Annotated in this window: 3 protein-coding genes and 2 pseudogenes; all 5 read left to right on the forward strand. The window is 43.5% G+C overall.

The features are described 5' to 3' along the window. Positions 1–168 precede the first annotated feature (168 nt). The 5 genes and pseudogenes from DVJ99_RS11935 to DVJ99_RS11945 all read left to right on the forward strand — a co-directional run bounded on the left by DVJ99_RS11935 (position 169) and on the right by DVJ99_RS11945 (position 21000). Positions 169–1455, forward strand: a complete 1287-nt coding sequence (locus DVJ99_RS11935) for a YSIRK-type signal peptide-containing protein (RefSeq protein WP_114604399.1) — start codon at positions 169–171, stop codon at positions 1453–1455. Continuing rightward, positions 1410–4892: a G5 domain-containing protein gene (locus tag DVJ99_RS11940; protein ID WP_114604400.1), complete on the forward strand. Its 3483-nt coding sequence runs from the start codon at positions 1410–1412 to the stop codon at positions 4890–4892. The genes DVJ99_RS11935 and DVJ99_RS11940 overlap by 46 nt, the downstream gene beginning before the upstream one ends. Positions 4893–5268: 376 nt before the next feature. Further along, positions 5269–5404, forward strand: a pseudogene (locus DVJ99_RS13505) (YSIRK-type signal peptide-containing protein); the annotation flags it as partial. Positions 5405–6366: 962 nt separating this feature from the next. After that, positions 6367–6675 (forward strand): annotated as a pseudogene (locus DVJ99_RS13510) (pectate lyase-like adhesive domain-containing protein); the annotation flags it as partial. Between the two features lie 915 nt (positions 6676–7590). Then, positions 7591–21000: a G5 domain-containing protein gene (locus DVJ99_RS11945; protein WP_481900536.1), complete on the forward strand. Its 13410-nt coding sequence runs from the start codon at positions 7591–7593 to the stop codon at positions 20998–21000. Positions 21001–21153 lie beyond the last annotated feature (153 nt).

The following is a 21153-nucleotide window of genomic DNA, read 5'->3' on the forward strand; positions in this document are numbered from 1 at the left end:
AGAATGTTGTATAATTGGTTCATGGTTACTAATTGCGAAAAGAAAATAAAACTAAATAAAATCAATTATACTTAATTCGATAGAAAGCAACTTGGCTTTGTGTAATGATTTTGATTTAGCAGAATTGACAGTAACCGTTTTATTTAAAAGTAAATAGGGGGAAATTTCATGAAGAAATTGGATTTTTTACCTAATAGACAAAACAAGTATTCTATCCGTAAATTCACGGTAGGTACTGCGTCTATCTTATTAGGAACAATCTTGATTTCCGGGGCAACTGAAGAAGCAAAAGCTGCTGAAACAACAGATACAGGCAGCCAAACATCAACTTCTGACACTACCGGATCAACTGACACTTCAAGCACACAAGCTGCAGATACTGGGGCACAAACGACAAATACACAAACTGAGTCAAACACTCAACCTACCGATAGTTCGAAAGAAGCATCGTCTTCTACAGAAACACAAGCACCATCATCAAGTACTTCAGGTACAGCAGATTCTACAACTGCACCGAAAACATCAGATGCACCGACAGCTGATAGTACACAAACAACTGACAATTCAACATCAGCTGCACAAGCACCTGATGCTGCGCCGGCACCAGAAACTAAAGCGGACGCAACTAACAACCAGTCGGCAGGCGACACTGCAGCTGATACATCAAAAACACAAACTGATTCAGGATCATCAGCGGATACAGCTCAACCATCAGCCGACCAACCGTCAGGTCAAAATGATACATCTAATACAACAGCACCTGATTCAGCTTCAGGTACAACTTCAGGCACAACTGAAGCACCAAAAGCAGATGCACAAGCACCATCAGGCGACTCAACTACAGCATCTCAAACAACTGAAGCGCCAAAAACAGATGCACCAAAAGCAGATGCACCGACTGGTACTACTGACAATACAACGTCAGAAACACAAGCACCAGAAGCACCAACATCTGAAAGCAATACAACACAACAACAATCAGGTACAGCTGACAATACGCCGACATCAGGCACACAAACTACGTTATCAGCACCAGAATCTGGTCAAACAACAGCACCTGATACAAGCACTGTAACTTCAGCGCCATTAGCGCAAGATGTGACGTCTGCATTAGAAGGCAGCACAGATCAAACAAAAGCGTTAACTGATTACTTAGCGACTGAAAACAACTTATCACCAGAAACAGCACAACAAGTTGTGGATGGTATGAATGTTGATTTAGCGAATGCATCTAACGAAGAAATCTCAAATGCATTGATTTCATCATACTTGCTTAATTCACAAAATGCGCCTGGAAGCGAACCTTTAGCAGATGCTTCAACATTGCAAGCACCAGCTCAAAGTTCACAAACTTCACCAACAGGTACAACAATGTTCCGTTCATTAGCAGCGGAAACTGGGATATCACATTGCAAAATACAAATCTTAAAACGAATAATGCAGAAGGATTTGTAAACTTTGCGCCAAGCACAACAACACAACATACATTAACTTTAAGAGATGTGACACACACTGGTAAGAACATTATTAATGACACGAATATTAATAATAATGTGACAGTCAACCTTGAAGGCAATGTAACATCTACAAGTACAGATAATGTGGTTGCGAATGCGACAATCGGTGCGAAAAATATCAACATTGCACCAAACGCGACTGTAGATATGACACGTACTGGCTTAGGAAGTGCTTTCCAAGCATCAGATAACGGTTCAATCACTACAGGTACAGGTTCAACAGTAAACGTTGATGTTTCAGCTTCAAATCCATGGGGCGTTTCAAACGGCAACACTGCATTCAAATCAGGCAACAATGTCACTGTTCAATTAGGTGACGGCTCAACTACAAACGTTACTGGTCAAAATATCTTTGACTTCGGCAACGGCGGTACTTTAAATACAGGTATCGGTTCAACAGTGAACGTTGACCAAAAAGGTAACGGCAACATTGTGAACATGGGCAAAAACAGTACATTTGAAGTTGCACAAGACTCTAAATTCATCGCATACTCTGACGGACACCGTATCGGTAACTGGGAGCAAGACAACTTAATCGGTTTAGACGGCAACTCACAAATCTTAGTTGATGAAAATGCGACATTGTTCTTAGATGCGAAAAACCATCAATGGAACCCTGATACGCAAACACAAGTCGGCGCTTACAACGACTTAGTGAACATTAACGCAGTAGGTGATGAAACAGCATTACTACACGTTAAAGATAACGCAACATTAGATTTGCGTACGGATAACCGCAACTACTATGCAGAGGTTATTTCAATTCCTCTAGGCGGTACAAACCCAGACCGCAGATATATCTTTGATGATGCATACTATGTGAACTTGCAAAAAACAAGCAAAGTCACAAGCGGTCAAAGTGCGAATGGTGAAAAACCAAACTTAATCTTTATGGATCCAGGTTCACCAGGTTACTTCCAATGGAACGGTTCATACATTGCGAAGACTTGGGACCCATTACACTTCAGCGATCCTAACCAACACGCTGATGCAGATAACGTATGGGAAGATGTTGTTGACTTAAGAGCAGAACAACAAGGTTTCTCTACAGGTGTTCCGACTTATAATGAGCAAGAGTCTACATTAACAAGTACTACAGGTACACCATTATCTGAATTAAACTTAAACTATGCACAACGTTTAGTATTAATCAGTAACAACTCAACAAACCCTGAAGCTGTTCCGCCAGAAACAACAACAGAAGTGATTCCTCCGGGAACAACTTATCAGCCAAATCCAGATCCGACACAACCAATCGGAACTGAAACAGTTATTACACCAGGTACGCCAGGCGAACAAACTGTTACAACTGAACCAGGTAAAGAACCAGTTGTAGTCGTAACAACTCCGCCAAAAGATGAAGTAGTAGGTGTAAATAACCAAGAAGTTGCGAAAACACCGATTCCGCATGACACAACGTATGTAGGTGTAGAAGAAAAAGTGGGCTATACAAATGTACAAACACCTGGTAAAGATGGTTCAACAACTACTACAACAACTTATGAAGTGGATCCTAAGACTGGCGAATTAACTAACCCAGTTACAGATACAACAACTGTAGATCCAGTAACACAAGTGAATGAAGTAGGTACTAAGCAAGTTACAACTGAACAAGTACCATATACAACAATCACAAGAGAAAACCCTGACTTGCCAGCAGGTACTCAAGTTGAAGTACAACCTGGTATCACAGGCGAAAATGAAACAACAACAACTTATACAGTGAACCCTGAAACAGGTGCACTGGAAAACCCAACTTCAAATACGGTAACTAAAGTTGAAAAACAAGACCGCATTATTGAAGTAGGTGCAGGTACTACTTCTGTAGTGACGAATCCGATTCCGCCAGAAACAACGTACCAGCCAAATCCAGATCCGAACCCTGAAACAGGCACAACAACTGTTATCACACCAGGTCAACCAGGTGAAGAAACAGTAACAGCTGAACCAGGTAAAGACCCTGTAACTGAAGTGACAACACCACCAGTAACAGAAGTCGTTGGTGTAGATAACGAAAGCACAGTTACAACACCGATTCCGCACAAAGAAATCAACCGTTACAACCCTGATTTACCAGTTGGTTCTAAGGATGTGTTAGTTCAAGAAGGTAAAGATGGTTCAACAACTACTACAACGACTTACGATGTAGATCCTAAGACAGGAGAGTTGACGAACCCTCAAACTTCAACGACTACAACACCACCGGTAGACCGCATTACAGAATACGGTCCGGTTGAAGGCGGCACAGTATATCAACCAGATCCAAACTTACCAGTTGGCGAAACAAGCACAACACCAGGTAAGCCAGGAGATCCGAACGATCCTAACAACCCGCCAACAGATACAATCGTACATGTCGGCAATAAAACAACAGAAACAACACCGATTCCTTACAACACAATCGACCGTTATAACCCAGAATTACCTGTAGGTGCGAAAGATGTAGTGGTTCAAGAAGGTCAAAACGGTTCTACAACGACAACAACAACTTACGATGTAGATCCTAAGACTGGCGAATTAATCAACCCACGTACAGAAACTTCAACAACACCAGCAGTTGACCGCATCACAGAATACGGTCCAGTCGAAGGCGGCACAGTTTACAAACCGGATCCAAACTTACCAGTTGGCGAAACAAGCACAACACCAGGTAAGCCAGGTAATCCAAATGATCCGAACAACCCGCCGACAGACACAGTGATTCACGTTGGTAATAAAGTAGTAGAAGAAAATGATGTACCATATGAAACAATCTATCAAGATAATCCAAACTTACCAGTTGGAACTGAAAGAGAAATTCAACCAGGTATTACTGGCAAAACTCAAACAGTAACAACTTACGATGTGGATCCTAAGACAGGTGAATTGATTAACCCGCGTACTGAAACAGTAACTGTGACAGATAAACAAGATCGCATTATTGAAAGAGGTACAGGTCAACCAGCACCTGAACAACCTGGTGAAACACCTAACCAACCAGAAGTTCCTGGTGAGACACCAGAACAACCAGAAGCACCAGTTGAAACACCAGAACAACCAGAAGCACCAGTTGAAACACCAGAACAACCAGAAGCACCAGCTGAAACACCGGCACAACCAGAAGCACCAGCTGAGACACCGGCACAACCAAAAGCACCAGCTGAGACTCCAGCACAGCCGCAAGCACCAGCAACACAAGCACCTAGCAATGACGTAGCTCAAGATGAGTCTGTCCCAACTCAATCTCAAGAACGTCAAGCTGCTAAATCAGATAAAGAAGCTTTACCTGATACAGGTCAAAATGAAAACAAAGGTGCATTATTCGGCTCACTATTCGCTGGATTAGGCGCATTGTTCTTACTTGGCAAGAACCGTCGCCGCAAAGACAATAAATAAGTCCCAAACAGCTTACTGTCAAAAAAATGTAAAAGAAATTTCAAAACTCCTATAGAAATATGAAATTGTTACTGGCGTCCCTCTTAAATGAGGGACGTTTTTTTGATGTTTAATAAGGAAGTTTCTTCAATTATTTGTCATTAATTTGTATGTTTAGTTTTATTAGTGTGTGATAAAAGAAGATATAAGGATAAGTACAACCTGTTTGCCAATTATTAAGATTTTGTTCAACATTGCTAAATGCAACATATAGTTATAGACATTTATTGAGTAACAGGTATAATTATTACAATTAACAAAAATTCAAGGGCAACATAGTTTTTTAAAACAAAGGGATATAGTTAAGGTTTTTTAATCATGAGGAGGAATTTTTTCTATGAAAAAATTAGATTTTCTTCCTAATAGACGTAATAAATACTCCATTCGTAAATTTACGGTGGGTACGGCTTCGATACTATTAGGAACAATGTTGATTTTAGGCACGAATGATGAAGCAAAAGCTGCGGAAACAAGCAGTTCTAGTTCATCAGGCAGTGATTCAAGTACTGGCAGCGGCAGTGAAGGTTCAACTGATCCGACCGCAACGCCAACAACAGACAGTACATCAACACCTGCACCAAAGACGCAAACTGCGCCATCAGATACAACAGTATCGGTAGAAAGCCAACCAGCTGCAGAGAGCCAGCCAACAACAGAAGCACCTGCACCAGAGGCACCAGCAACTGAAACACCGACGACTGAAACTGCGCCATCGACTGGTACAGAGACAACACCGGCTGAGCAGACACCGGCAACAGAAGTACCAGCTGGTGGAAGTTCGGCAGGCACATCTGAACCTGCACCTGATACGGCGGCACCAACGCAAGAATCAAATTCAACAACGACAAAAACACCAGCAACAGAAACAAATTCAAATACGACAGCACCATCCACATCCAACGATACTTCACAATCTTCATCTGAACCTGCAGAGCCAGGTACATCCAGTCCAACCAACACGACTTCATCTTTAGATACATCATCACTTTCAAATGTTGCAGAAGCACCAACAAGCAGTGAGGGTACAACATCGCAAAGCCAAACCAGCGAGGCAGCGATTACACCAACAGCAACACCAGCACCGACACTTTCTCAAGATTTATCGCAAACATTAGAGAGCAGTACGGATAAAGAAGCTGCTTTAACAGATTATTTAGCAACACAAGATAATTTATCACCTGATACAGCCCAACAAGTCGTTGACGGCATGGCTGTAGATGTTAATGATGCGACGAATGAAGAAATTGCTGGGGCATTATTAACATCTTACTTGATTAATACATCGAATGCGCCAGGCAGCGATCCTATCGGCGAAACACCAATGACTACTACATCTACTGCACCGACGACGGTAAGTTCAACAACTGTATCGCCGACATTCCGAATGATGTCATTTGCGGCTTTCGCAGCACCAGCACCCGCAACGCAAGTCAGCACTTGGGATCAATTAGTTGCGGCATTAAATGACAAAACAGTATCGAATATTCAGCTTACAAGTAATATTACCGGTACAAGTTCGCCGACACTTCAAACGTCTACAGGGCGCAGTGTGACTATTGATGGCGGCGGTTATACTTTAAATTCAGGCAACTATATTATTAATGCTCCGGCAACTTCAGGCAGCTGGGATTTAACGGTCAAAAACGCGACGATTAATACGAACAATACCAATGGTTTGATTACATTCGGAGCAAGTACGACAACTGCCAATACAATCACGTTTGAAAATGTGACGCATACCGGCAGCAACTTGATTAATAATACAGCCGCAAACCAAAATGTTACGGTGAATATTAACGGTAATTTCAGTTCTATCAGCAGCGATAGTGCAACTACACGTGCCAATATCGGTGCAAAAAATATTAATATCGCGCCGAATGCGACTGTGACGATGACACGTACAGGTCTAGGCAGTGCACTGCAAGTTTCTGATGGCGGCAAGATTCAAACAGGTATGAATTCTAAAGTGACGATGAATGTCTCTCCGTCTAACCCTTGGGGAACAACGAACGGCACAACAGCCTTCCAAGTCGGCAATGGCGGTTCATTAATTGTTGGGGATGGCTCGACATTTAATATTACAGGTCAAAATATTTTCAATTTCGGCAATGATGGTACTTTCTATACCGGTGCGAATTCTACAATTAATGTATCGCAAAAAGGCAACGGAAATATTGTCAATATGGGTACCGGCAGTACATTTGAAGTAGGACAATACTCTAAGTTTATTGCTTATTCAGATGGCCATCGTGCCGGCGACTATTCAACGAACAACTTAATCGGATTAGACGGCAACTCGCAAATCTTAATCGATGAATATGCGACGTTATTCTTAGATGCGAAGAACCACCAATGGAATCCAGATACTAAAACGCAAGTCGGTGCTTATAATGACTTGGTAAATATCAATGCGACAGGTACACAAAGTGCATTGTTATGGGTCAAAGACAACGCCACTTTAGACTTAAGAACAGACAACAGAGACTATTATGCGGAAGTTCTGTCTATTCCATTAGGCGGTACAAGTCAGAATCGTCAATTTATCTTTGATAATGCCAACTATATCAACTTCCAAAAGAACAGCATTGTGACTAGCGGTCAAAGTGTCAACGGAAGTAAACCGAACTTGATTTACATGGACCCGAACTCACCAGGTTATATGCAGTGGAATGGTTCTTATATTGTGAAGACATGGAATGCGACACACTTTAGTGATCCGAACCAAAGTGCAGACGCAGATACGGTTTGGTCAGATGTTGTAGACTTGCAGGCAGCACAAAAAGGATTCTCAACAGGGGCGCCTACCTATAATACAGCAGAATCGACAAGTGCAAGTTCTACACCTTCAGGTACCAGCAGTAAAGATTTAAGTACATTAAACCTTAATACGATTCAACGTATTGTTTTAATCAGTAATAACTCAGTCAACCCTGAAGCGGTTCCGGCACAAACAACGGTAGAAACAATTCAACCGACAACGAGTTATCAAGCTAATCCTGATGCGACACAACCTTTAGGTACAGAAACGATTGTCGTACAAGGTGTGCCAGGTTCTCAAACAGTTACGACAGAACCAGGTAAAGATACAATTATCAATGTGACACAACCTGCGACGAATGAGGTTGTCGGTGTCAATAACGTTCAAGCAACGACAACGACGATTCCATATACTACACAATATGTAGGTGTCAATGAGCCTACAGACTATACTAATGTGCGTACACAAGGTCAAGCCGGTTCCACAACAACGACAACAACGTATACAGTTGATCCGACAACAGGACAATTATCTAATCCTGTGACAACAACGCAAACGACGCAACCTGTAACGCAAGTCATTGAAAAAGGTACAGTTCAAGTCACAACGGATGATGTACCGTATAACACGATTTATGTGGAAAATCCTGATTTGCCTACGGGTACACAAAATATTGTTCAGCAAGGTGTCTTAGGCGAAACACAAACAACAACGACTTATACAGTGAACGCAACAACAGGTGCTTTAGAGAACCCGACTTCAACAACGACAACATTAACGCAAAAACAAGATCAGATTATTGAAGTAGGTTCAGGTGTAACAACATCTACAACATCACCGATCCCGCCGACAACAAGTTATGTGGCTGACCCTAACCCTGATGCAGGTGTGGGCGATCAAACTATCGCAACACCAGGTGTACCAGGTGAATCAACGACTGTGAAAGAACCAGGACAAGATGCGGTCACGACTGTGACAACTCCGCCGGTCAACGAAGTAATTGCGGTCGATAACGTGGATACTCACGTGACATCAGTGCCATACAATACGGTTTATCGTTATAATCCTGATTTGGCAGTCGGTACGCCAAGTACATTAGTACAAGAAGGCCAAAATGGTTCAACAACGGTGACAACGACTTATGATGTTGATAGTACAACAGGAGGATTATCGAATCCGCAAAGTGTGACAAGTACCATCAACCCAGTTGATCAAGTATATGAATATGGTCCGGTCGCAGGCGATACAGTGTATCAAGCAGATCCAAATCTGCCTGCAGGTCAAACAACAACTGTACCAGGTACACCAGGAGATCCGAATGATCCGAATAATCAGCCGACAGATACCATCATTTATGTAGGTAATGTCAGTACAACAGAAACGCCGATTATTCATAACACAGAATATATCGGTGTGAACGAATCGACAACGTATCGTAATGTTGTGTCTGAAGGCAGCGACGGCTTAATCACAACAACGACAACATATGATGTAGACCCAGCAACAGGAGAATTGATTAATCCGCAAACAAGCAAAACAACTGTGCCGGCTGAGACACGTGTCATTGAAAAAGGTACAGTTCAGGTCACAACGAATGATGTGCCTTATAACACGGTTTACCAAGAAAATCCTGATTTACCGCAAGGCACAGAAAATGTCATTCAACAAGGTATTGCGGGAGAAACACAAACGACAACAACATACACAATTAACAGCAGTACAGGTGAATTGGAAAATCCGACTTCAAATACGATTACATTAGTACAAGAACAAGACCGTATTATTGAAGTCGGTACAGGTACAACTTCTGTCACAACCACACCGATTCCGCCGACAACAACGTATCAGCCGAACCCGGATAAAGATTCCGGCACGGGTGACCAAATTGTCATTGTCCAAGGACAAGATGGTGTTGCGACAACAACGAAAGAACCAGGACAAGATGCGGTTACTGTAACGACAACACCGCCAGTGAATGAAGTCATCGGCGTAGATAATGTGGATTCCGCAACTGCACCGATTCCTTACGAAACGATTAACAGATATAATCCGACATTGCCTGTAGGCTCTGAAAATGTAGTAGTTCAAGAAGGGCAAAACGGCACAGCGACAACAATCAAAACGTATGAAGTAGATCCGAATACAGGTGCTTTATCTAATCCTGTGACGACAGAAGAAGTGTCTCCAGCCACACCGCGTATTGTGGAATACGGACCAGTTGCTGGTGATACCGTGTATCAAGCAGATCCGAATCTGCCTTATAATCAAACAACGACAGTACCAGGTACACCGGGAGATCCGAATGACCCGAATAATTTACCGACGGATACCATCATTTATGTCGGCAATGTCAGTACTTCTGATCAAACACTGCCGTATGACACACAATATGTGGGTGTAAATCAGCCTGTTGATTATACAAATGTTCAAACAACGGGTCAAAACGGCACAACAACAACGACAACCACATATGAAGTGGATCCGAATACAGGAACGTTAATCAATCCGCAAGTTGCGACACAAACAACACCGCCGGTAACAGAAGTCATTGAAAAAGGTACAGTTCAAGTCACGACAGCACCTGTTGCTTATGACACGATTTATCAAGAAAATCCTGACTTGCCAGTAGGCGTTCAAAATGAATTGCAAGCAGGGATTACGGGGGAAACGACAACAACGACTACGTATACAGTTAATCCTGAGACAGGTGCGTTAGAAAATCCGACATCTGCAGAGACGACTACTATCGCAAAACAAGATCGTATTGTGGAAGTAGGTACAGGTACAACAGTAGTTACAACAGCACCGATTGCGCCGACAACAAGCTATGTAGCTGACCCGAATCCAGATGCTGGTGCAGGGGATCAAACAGTAGTCACACCGGGTACGCCAGGTGAAGCTACAACGACAAAAGAACCAGGTCAAGACCCAGTCACAGAAGTGACAACACCGCCGGTAAATGAAGTGATCAGTGTCGATAATGTAGACACAGCAACAAGTACACAAAGCTTTGACACTATCACACGTTATAATCCGAATTTACCAGTCGGCAGTACCAATGTGATTGCACAACAAGGTCAAGACGGCGTAACAACGACGACAACAACATACGATGTAGATCCGAATACTGGTCAATTATCGAATCCGCAAATTTCAACACAAACAACACCGCCAGTAACACAAATTGTGGAATACGGTCCAGTCGCAGGAGATACGGTCTATCAAGCAGACCCAAGCTTGCCTTATAATCAAACGACGACGATTGAAGGTACACCAGGAGATCCGAACGACCCGAATAACTTGCCTACTGATACCATTATTAAAGTCGGCAACACAACACATGAGGTTGCGCCGATTCCATATGATGTTGAATATGTCGGTGTCAGTCAGCCGACAGATTATACGAATGTCAGAACAGAAGGACAAGCAGGTTCAACTGCGACAACAACGACGTATGATGTCGACCCGAATACAGGTGCCTTATCTAATCCAGTCACAACGCTTCAAACAGTACCGCCGATTACACAAGTCGTTGAAAAAGGTACAGTTCAAGTTACGACTGATATGGTAGCTTATGACACGATTTATAAAGAGAACCCTGATTTGCCTGAAGGTACGCAAAATGTTGTACAACAAGGTGTGACAGGACAAACACAAACGACAACAACTTATACAGTCAACCCTGAAACAGGTGCGTTGGAAAATCCGACATCTGATACAGTGACAACGCAATACAAACAAGATCAAATCATTGAAGTCGGTACAGGTGTCACAACAAGTACGACATCACCAATATTGCCTGAAACTATTTATCAAGCTAACCCAGATGCAGATGCGGGTACAGGCGATTTAACAGTCTTGGTACCAGGACAAGAAGGGGTTGCGACAACGGTAAAAGAACCGGGCAAAGAAGCAGTAACGACAACAACGACTGAACCGGTGAATGAAGTGATTGGTGTCGATAATGTGGACACAACAACAAGTACGCAAAGCTTTGACACTATCACACGTTATAATCCGAATTTACCAGTCGGCAGTACCAATGTGATTGTGCAGCAAGGCCAAGATGGTGTGACAACGACGACAACAGTTTATGATGTGGATCCGAATACAGGACAATTATCGAATCCTCAAGTTTCCACAACGACGGCACCGCCAGTCAGCCAAATTGTAGAATACGGGCCAGTCGCAGGCGGTACGGTTTATCAGCCGGATGCTAATGTTCCTTACAATCAAACACAAACGGTTGAAGGTACACCAGGCGACCCGAATGATCCGAATAACTTGCCGACAGATACAATTATTAAAGTCGGTAATGTACAAACAGATGTGACACAACAACCGTATGACACAACGTATGTTGGAGTAAATGAACCGACAACATATACGAATGTACAAACGCAAGGTCAAGACGGTACAACAATCACAACTATAACGTATCAAGTAGATTCTGAAACAGGCGCATTATCGAATCCGGTTGAAGCGGTGACAACAATTCCGCCAGTGACACAAGTCATTGAAAAAGGAACAGTTCAAGTTGCGACAACTGACGTCCCTTATGAAACGGTTTATAAAGAAAACCCAGACTTGCCTGTCGGTACGCAAAATGAAATTCAAGCAGGTATTGTCGGACAAACACAAACGACTACAACTTATACTGTGAACGCTGAAACAGGTGCACTTGAAAATCCAGTCGATACCAAAGCAACGCTTGTTGAAAAACAAGATCAGATTATTGAAGTCGGTACAGGTGTTACAACATCTACGACGACGCCGATACCTCCGTCTACAACATATCAAGCCAATCCTGATACAGATGCTGGTGTAGGCGATCAAACAATTGTGACACAAGGACAACCGGGCGTTTCTACAACTGTGAAAGAACCAGGTCAACCAGCGGTTACTACAACAACGACAGAACCAGTGACAGAAGTGATTGGTGTCGATAACGTGGATGTAGCTGAACAGCCGATTCCTTTCAATACGATTGAACGTTATAATCCGAATTTGCCTGTCGGTACAACCAACGCAGTCGCACAAGAAGGACAAAACGGTGTCATAACAACAACGACAACATATGAAGTCGATCCGAATACAGGGGCATTGTTGAATCCTGTTGTTGAAACGACGCAAACAGCACCGACTGACCGAATCATTGAATACGGTCCTGTCGCAGGAGAAATTATTTATCAGCCAGATCCAAGCCTTCCAATCGGACAAACTACGACAACAGAAGGTACACCAGGCGACCCGAATGACCCGAACAACTTGCCTACAGATACGATTGTTAACGTTGGTAATGTGGATACAGCAACAACAGTATTACCGCATGACACACAATATGTCGGTGTTACTCAACCAACCGGCTATACTAATGTACAAACAGCAGGTATAGATGGTGCAACGACGACAACAACAACGTATACAGTAGATCCAGCAACAGGAACTTTAAGCAATCCAGTTGCGGCATCAACAACAACTGAACCTGTGACAGAAGTGGTTGAAATCGGTACACAACAAGTGACAACATCAGATGTTCCTTATACGACAATCTATAGAGAGAACCCGGATTTAGCACAAGGTACACAAAATGAAATCCAAGCGGGTATCATCGGCCAAACACAAACGACAACGACTTATTCTGTGAATCCTGAAACGGGCGCATTGTATAATCCAATCGCAAATACAGTGACTTTAACAGAGAAACAAGACAGAATTGTCGAAGTAGGAACAGGTGTGACGGTGACAGAAACAACAGTGATTCCGCCGCAAACAGTATATGAAGCAGCACCGAACCCTGACCCAGGCGCAGGAGATACGACAGTCATCACACCAGGTGCTGCAGGAGAGTCTACGACAGTCAAAGAACCAGGACAAGACGCAGTCACAACTGTAACAACACCGCCGGTTAATGAAGTAATTGGTGTCGATAATGTCGATACACAAACAACAACATTACCATTCGATACACAATATGTAGCAGTAGATCAGCCGATTGGATATGAAAACGTTGCGACAACAGGTCAAAATGGTACAACAACGACGACAACGACATATCAAGTGGATCCGAATACAGGTGCGTTGATTTATCCAACGACAACCACAGCAACAACTGAACCTGTGACACAAGTGATTGAAATCGGTACGAAACAAGTCACAGTGAATGATATTCAGTACGATACGATTTACAGAGATAACCCGAACTTGCCTGTAGGAACTGAGAATGAAGTCCAAGCAGGTGTGGTTGGACATGAAGAAGTGACAACAACGTACAGCGTGAATCCGACAACTGGATTATTAGAAAACGGTGTATCTGTAACGACAACATTAGTTGAAAAACAAGACCGTATTATTGAACGCGGTACAGGTGTGACAACGACAGAAACAACAGAAATTCCGCCGAAAACAGTATACGTTGCTGATCCTGACAGTGATGCAGGTATTGGCGGTACAACTGTACTGACACCAGGTCAAGCTGGTTCTCAAACTGTAACGACAGAACCAGGTCAAGCACCTGTGACACAAACAACACCTGCAGTCGATCAAGTAGTGGGTGTCGATAATGTGGATATCAATACAACAACAGTGCCGTTCGATACACGTTATGTAGGTGTCAATGAAGCGGTCGGCTATGAAAATGTATTAACGCCGGGACAAGATGGTACCACTACAACGACAACCACTTATGAGGTTAACCCAGATACCGGCGAATTGGTGAATCCGCAAACTGCGACATCCAATACACCAGGTACAACACAAGTCATTGAAGTCGGTACAACGCAAGTGACGACAGATGAAGTGAATTTCGAAACGATTTATGTAGAGAATCCAGACTTGCCGCAAGGTACACAAAATGAAGTACAAGCAGGCATTGTCGGACAAACACAAACAACAACGACTTATACAGTCAATCCTGAAACAGGTGTATTATCTAATCCGACAACGAACACTGTCACAACAAAAGAAGCTCAAAATCGTATTATCGAAGTCGGTACAGGTGTGACAACATCTACAACAACACCGATTGCGCCGACAACAAGCTATCAGCCGCAGCCGGATGTAACACAGCCGATTGGCGAACAAACAGTGATTACTCAAGGTGTACCGGGCAAATCGACAACAACGAAAGCACCAGGACAACCTGCAGAAACTGTGGTAACAACACAACCGGTTAATGAAGTCATCGGTGTCAATAACGTGACGCAAACAGAAACAGAAATTGCGTACGATACGATTGAACGTTATAACCCGAACTTGCCGACAGGTACAACAAATTATATTGCACAAGCAGGTCAAAACGGTTCAACAGTTGAGACAACAACATATGAAGTCGATCAAAATACAGGTGCGTTATCTAATCCGACAACACAAACGCATACGATTGACCCAGTGACACAAATTGTGGAATACGGTCCAGTCGCAGGCGGTACGATTTATCAACCTGATTCAACGTTGCCGGCAGGACAAACTTCAACAGTGCCAGGAACACCAGGCGACCCGAATGATCCGAATAACTTGCCGACAGATACAGTAGTTAAAGTAGGTAATGTGACAACAGAAACAAGTCCAGTACCATATAACACACAATATGTAGCAGTGGATCAGCCGACAACTTATACGAATGTACAAACACCAGGCGTTAATGGTTCGACAACAACAACGACAACGTATGAAGTAGATTCAAAAACAGGTGCACTGCAAAATCCAGTCACTACAACGACAACATCACCAGCAACAACACAAGTGATTGAAAAAGGTACAATTCAAATTGCGACAACAGATATTGCGTATGACACGGTTTACAGAGAAAATCCAGATTTACCAGTCGGTACGCAAAACGAAATTCAAGCAGGTATTGTCGGAACAACACAAACAACAACGACATATCAAGTGAATGCAGGTACCGGCGCATTAGAGAATCCGACATCTGAAACAACAGTCTTGCAGAGTGCGCAAACAAGAATTATCGAAGTAGGTGTCGGTACGACAACGACTACAACAAATGAAATTCCGCCTAGCACGAATTATGTCGCAAATCCAAATACTGACCCAGGCACTGGCGACCACACAGTATTAACACCAGGTGTGGCAGGCGAATCAACAACAACGAAAGCACCAGGTCATGATCCGGTTACTGAAGTCACAACACCTGCAGTAGATGAAGTGATTGGTGTCGATAATGTAGATACACAAACAACGACACATCCTTATGACACAATTGTGCGCTATAATCCGGATTTACCAGTCGGTACAGTGAATCAAGTGGTTCAAGAAGGCCAAAACGGTACAACGACTATCACGACAACGTATGAAGTTGATGCAACAACAGGTACACTGTACAATCCGCAGACAACTGAAAGTACAACAGCGCCAGTGAACCGTATTATTGAATACGGTCCGGTTGAAGGTACGGTAGTTTACCAGCCGGATACTAGCCTGCCGTATGGTGAGACTGAAACAATTCCAGGAATACCTGGCGACCCGAACGACCCGAATAATCCGCCGACAGAAACAGTAGTGAAAGTCGGTAATCAGATGACTGAAAGCAGCGTATTGCCGTTTGATACACAATATGTTCCGGTTACTGAAGCGGTCGGTTATGAAAATGTGAAAGTCGCAGGCCAAGAGGGTACGACAACAACGACAACAGTTTATGATGTCGATCCGCAAACAGGTGCATTATTGAATCCGATTGTCACAACGAATACGACACCTGCAGTGACACAAGTCGTTGAAAAAGGTACGACACAAGTCGCTACATCTGATTTACCGTATGAAACAGTTTATGTAGAAAATCCGAACTTGCCTGAAGGTACGCAAAATGAACTTCAAGCAGGCAGTGTCGGAACAACACAAACAACAACGGTTTACAAGTTGAATCAAGATACAGGTGCACTTGAAAATCCAACTTCAACAACCGTAACAACACAAGAAGCGAAACAACGTATTATCGAGGTCGGAACAGGTGTCACAACATCTACGAAAACTCCGATTGCGCCGACAACCTCATATGAAGCGAATCCAGATGTTACGCAGCCTATCGGCGAACAAACGGTTACAGTACCTGGACAAGCAGGAGAAACAACGACGACGAAAGTACCAGGTCAAGAAGCAGTGACAGAAGTGACGCTTCCGGTGGTAAATGAAATCATCGGTGTCAATAACGTTGAACGTTCAGAAACAGAAGTACCGTATGATACAATTATCCGCTACAATCCGAGCCTGACTGTCGGCACAACAGATTATGTGGCACAAGAAGGTCAAAACGGTACAGTCACAACGACAACAACGTATGAAGTAGATCCTGAAACAGGCGCATTATTGAATCCGACAACACAAACGACAACGATTGATGCGGTGAATCGTATTGTGGAATACGGACCAGTCGCAGGCGGTATTGTTTACCAGCCTGATGCGACATTACCAGCAGGTCAAACTACGACAGTACCTGGACAACCAGGCGATCCGAACGACCCGGATAACTTGCCGACAGATACGATTGTGAAAGTCGGCAACGTCACAACAGATACTGAACAAGTACCTTATGGTACAACTTATACAGGTGTTGCACAGCTGACAACGTATACAAATGTACAAACACCTGGTCAAACAGGTACAACTACAACGACAACAACGTATACAGTAAATCCGTCAACAGGTGCGTTAAGCAATCCGCAAATCACAACGACAACAACACCGCCTGTGAATGAAGTGGTTGAAAAAGGTACAATCCAAGTCGCAACAACAGATAACCCATACAATGTGATTTACCGTGAAAATCCTGACTTGCCTGTCGGTACACAAAATGAAATTCAACCAGGTATTGCAGGATTGACAGAAACAACAACGACTTACACAGTGAATCCGCAAACAGGAGAATTAGAACACCCGATCACAACAGATAAAGTCTTAACAGAAACACAAGACCAAATCATTGAAATCGGTGTCGGCACAACAGCGACAACAACAACTGAAATTCCGCCTGAGATAACATATGTCGCAAACCCAGATCCGAATGCCGGAACAGGAGAGACTAATGTGGTGACACCAGGTGTACCAGGCGTCTCAACTACAACGAAAGAACCTGGCAAAACTGCAGTCACTGAAATCACAACGCCAGCAGTGAATGAAGTTATCGGTGTCGACAATGTGGATACGACAACACAAACAGTTCCATATGACACAATTGTCAGATACAACCCTAATCTGCCGGTCGGCACTACAGAACATGTGGCGCAAGAAGGCCAAAACGGCATAATCACTACGACAACAACGTATGAAGTCGACCCAGAAACAGGCGCTTTAAGCAATCCGCAATCTGAGACAACAACTGTGAATCCGACACAGCGTATTGTGGAATACGGACCAGTCGCAGGCGGCACAGTGTATCAACCAGATACAAGCCTGCCATATGGCGAAACTGAAACGATTCCAGGTACACCAGGGGATCCGAATGATCTGAATAATCCGCCGACAGAAACAATTGTGAAAGTGGGCAATATGGCGACTGAATCTGAACCGATTGCTTACGACACACAATATGTACCTTCTGACCAAGCTGTCGGTTATGAAAATGTGGTAACGCCAGGACAAGACGGTACATTGACGACAACAACAACGTATGAAGTCGATCCGGTTACAGGTGCTTTAATCAATCCAGATGTCACATCATCTAAAGTACCGCCAGTCACTCAAGTGGTCGAAAAAGGTACAACACAAACAACAACGAATGATGTGCCTTTCGAAACGATTTACAGAGAAAATCCTGACTTGCCGCAAGGTACGCAAAATGAAATTCAAGCAGGTGTTACAGGACAAACTACAACAACAGTGACATACGTCATCAACAGTCAAACTGGCGCATTAGAAAATCCGACAGAAGTCACTACGACAGATATCGCAAAGCAAGATCGTATTATTGAAGTCGGTGTCGGTACAACTACTTCAACAACATCACCGATTGCGCCAGACACAACGTATGAAGCACATCCAGACCCATCACAGCCACTAGGCACACAAACAGTCACAACTCCAGGACAGCCGGGTATTGAAACAACAACGAAAGTACCAGGACAAGATGCTGTGACTGAGGTGACAACACCTGCAGTAGATGAAGTCATTGGTGTGAATAATGTCGAGCAGACAACGACAGCTGTACCATATGACACGATTGAACGCTATAATCCGAACTTGCCTGTCGGTACGACAAATCATGTCGCACAAGATGGACAAAATGGTTCGACGACAACGACAACAACGTACGAAGTCGATCCAGAAACAGGCGCGCTTATTAATCCGACGACACAAACAACAACGAAAGACCCAGTACAGCGCATTGTAGAATATGGACCAGTTGCCGGCGATGTGGTATATCAACCAGATCCAAGCTTGCCGGTCGGACAAACAACGACAACAGAAGGGACACCAGGCGATCCGAATGATCCGAACAATCCGCCGACAGATACGATTGTTCATGTCGGCAATGTTGCGACAGATACAACAGCCGTACCTTATGACACAGAATATATCGGTACAGATGCACAAATCGGATATGAAAATGTAGTGACACCAGGACAAGATGGAACGACGACAACGACAACAACGTACGAAGTCGACCCAGTAACCGGTGCACTCATTAATCCGACAACACAAACATCAACAAACGCACCGACGACACAAGTTATCGCAAAAGGTACAACACAAACAACAATGAATGATGTACCATTTGAAACGATTTATGTTGAAAATCCAGACTTGCCGCAAGGTGCACAAAATGAAATACAAGCAGGTGTGACAGGACAAACAGAAACAACAACAACGTATACAGTAAATCCTGAAACGGGCATATTAGAAAATCCTGTTTCAAATACAACAACACGCATACCAGCACAAAACAGAATTATCGAAATCGGTGTAGGAACGACATCTACAGTCACAACAGAAATCCCGCCAGAAACAACTTACGAACCGAAACCAGACCTATCACAACCGATTGGTACACAAACAGTGACAACACCAGGACAGCCAGGTATTGAAACAACAACGAAAGCACCTGGCAAAGAAGCGGTTACCGAAATCACTACACCGCCGGTTAATGAAGTTATTGGTATCAATAATGTTGAACAGACAACGACAGCGATTCCATTTGAAACGGAAGTTCGATACAATCCAAACTTGCCTGTCGGCACAGTGAACCATGTTGCACAAGAAGGCCAAACTGGTACAAGTCAAACAACGACAACGTACGAAGTCAATCCAACTACAGGTGCATTAATCAATCCGACAACGAAAGAAACAATCACACAAGCACCGGTGAATCGCATTGTAGAATACGGCCCTGTCGCACCTTCTGTAACTTATAAACCGAACCCTGATTTACCAGTAGGCGAAACACAAGTTATAGAAGAAGGCACACCAGGCGACCCGAATGATCCGAACAACCTGCCTAAAGACAGAGTTATCAGTGTCGGAACAAAAGTGGTAGTCGTAGAAGATATACCATTTGAAACAATCTACAGAGATAATCCGAACTTGCCGGTCGGCACAGAATACGAAGTTCAAATCGGTAAGACAGGTCAAAAACAAACAACAACAGTTTACGGTGTAGATCCTAAGACTGGAGAACTGATCAATCCGGATACAACATCTATTATCGTGATTGAGAAAACAGACAGAATTATTGAACGCGGTACAGGTGCAGTACCTGAACAACCAGAAGAACCAGGCACACCAGAACAACCAGAAGAACCGGGTACGCCAGAACAACCAGAAGAACCAGAAGAACCAGGTACACCACAACAACCAGAGGAGCCGGGTACACCACAACAACCGGAGGAACCGGGTACGCCAGAGCAACCAGAAGAGCCAAGTACACCGGAACAACCGGAAGAGCCAGGTACACCACAACAACCAGAAGAGCCGGGCACACCAGAACAACCGGAAGAGCCGGGTATACCACAACAACCAGAAGTACCAAGTACACCAGAGCAGCCATCTGCACCAAGTGTGACACCGCCAAGTGAAAGCGAAGGCACTATCGATACACCTAAAGTACCAACTGAACCTCAAACAACTGAGCAACAGACAGAGGTGCAAGAAGGTCATGTTGAAAAAGAAGACACACCTTCAAAAGGTGATCGTAAAGCACAATCTAAGGGTGCAGGCAGTGTAATCGAGAAAGCGAAAGATAAGGTATTGCCTGATACTGGTCAAGATGATGTGAAGAAAACATTATTCGGAACATTATTTGCAGGACTAGGTGCTTGGTTGTTATTAGGCAAACGCCGCAAGAAAGATAATAAAGATCAGTAAGATAATAGTAGTAAAATCGAATAAATAAGCCGAGGCGTCCTTTGTATTCAAAGGGCGTCTTCTTTTGGTTTTATGATACTGGAAAATGTTGTGCGGTTTTGTTAATTGCATGTAAAGTTTGTTAAGTGAATATTGATTTTATAATTAGTTTAT

This window comes from Staphylococcus sp. EZ-P03 (genome assembly GCF_003344575.1).
Lineage (GTDB): Bacteria > Bacillota > Bacilli > Staphylococcales > Staphylococcaceae > Staphylococcus > Staphylococcus simulans_B.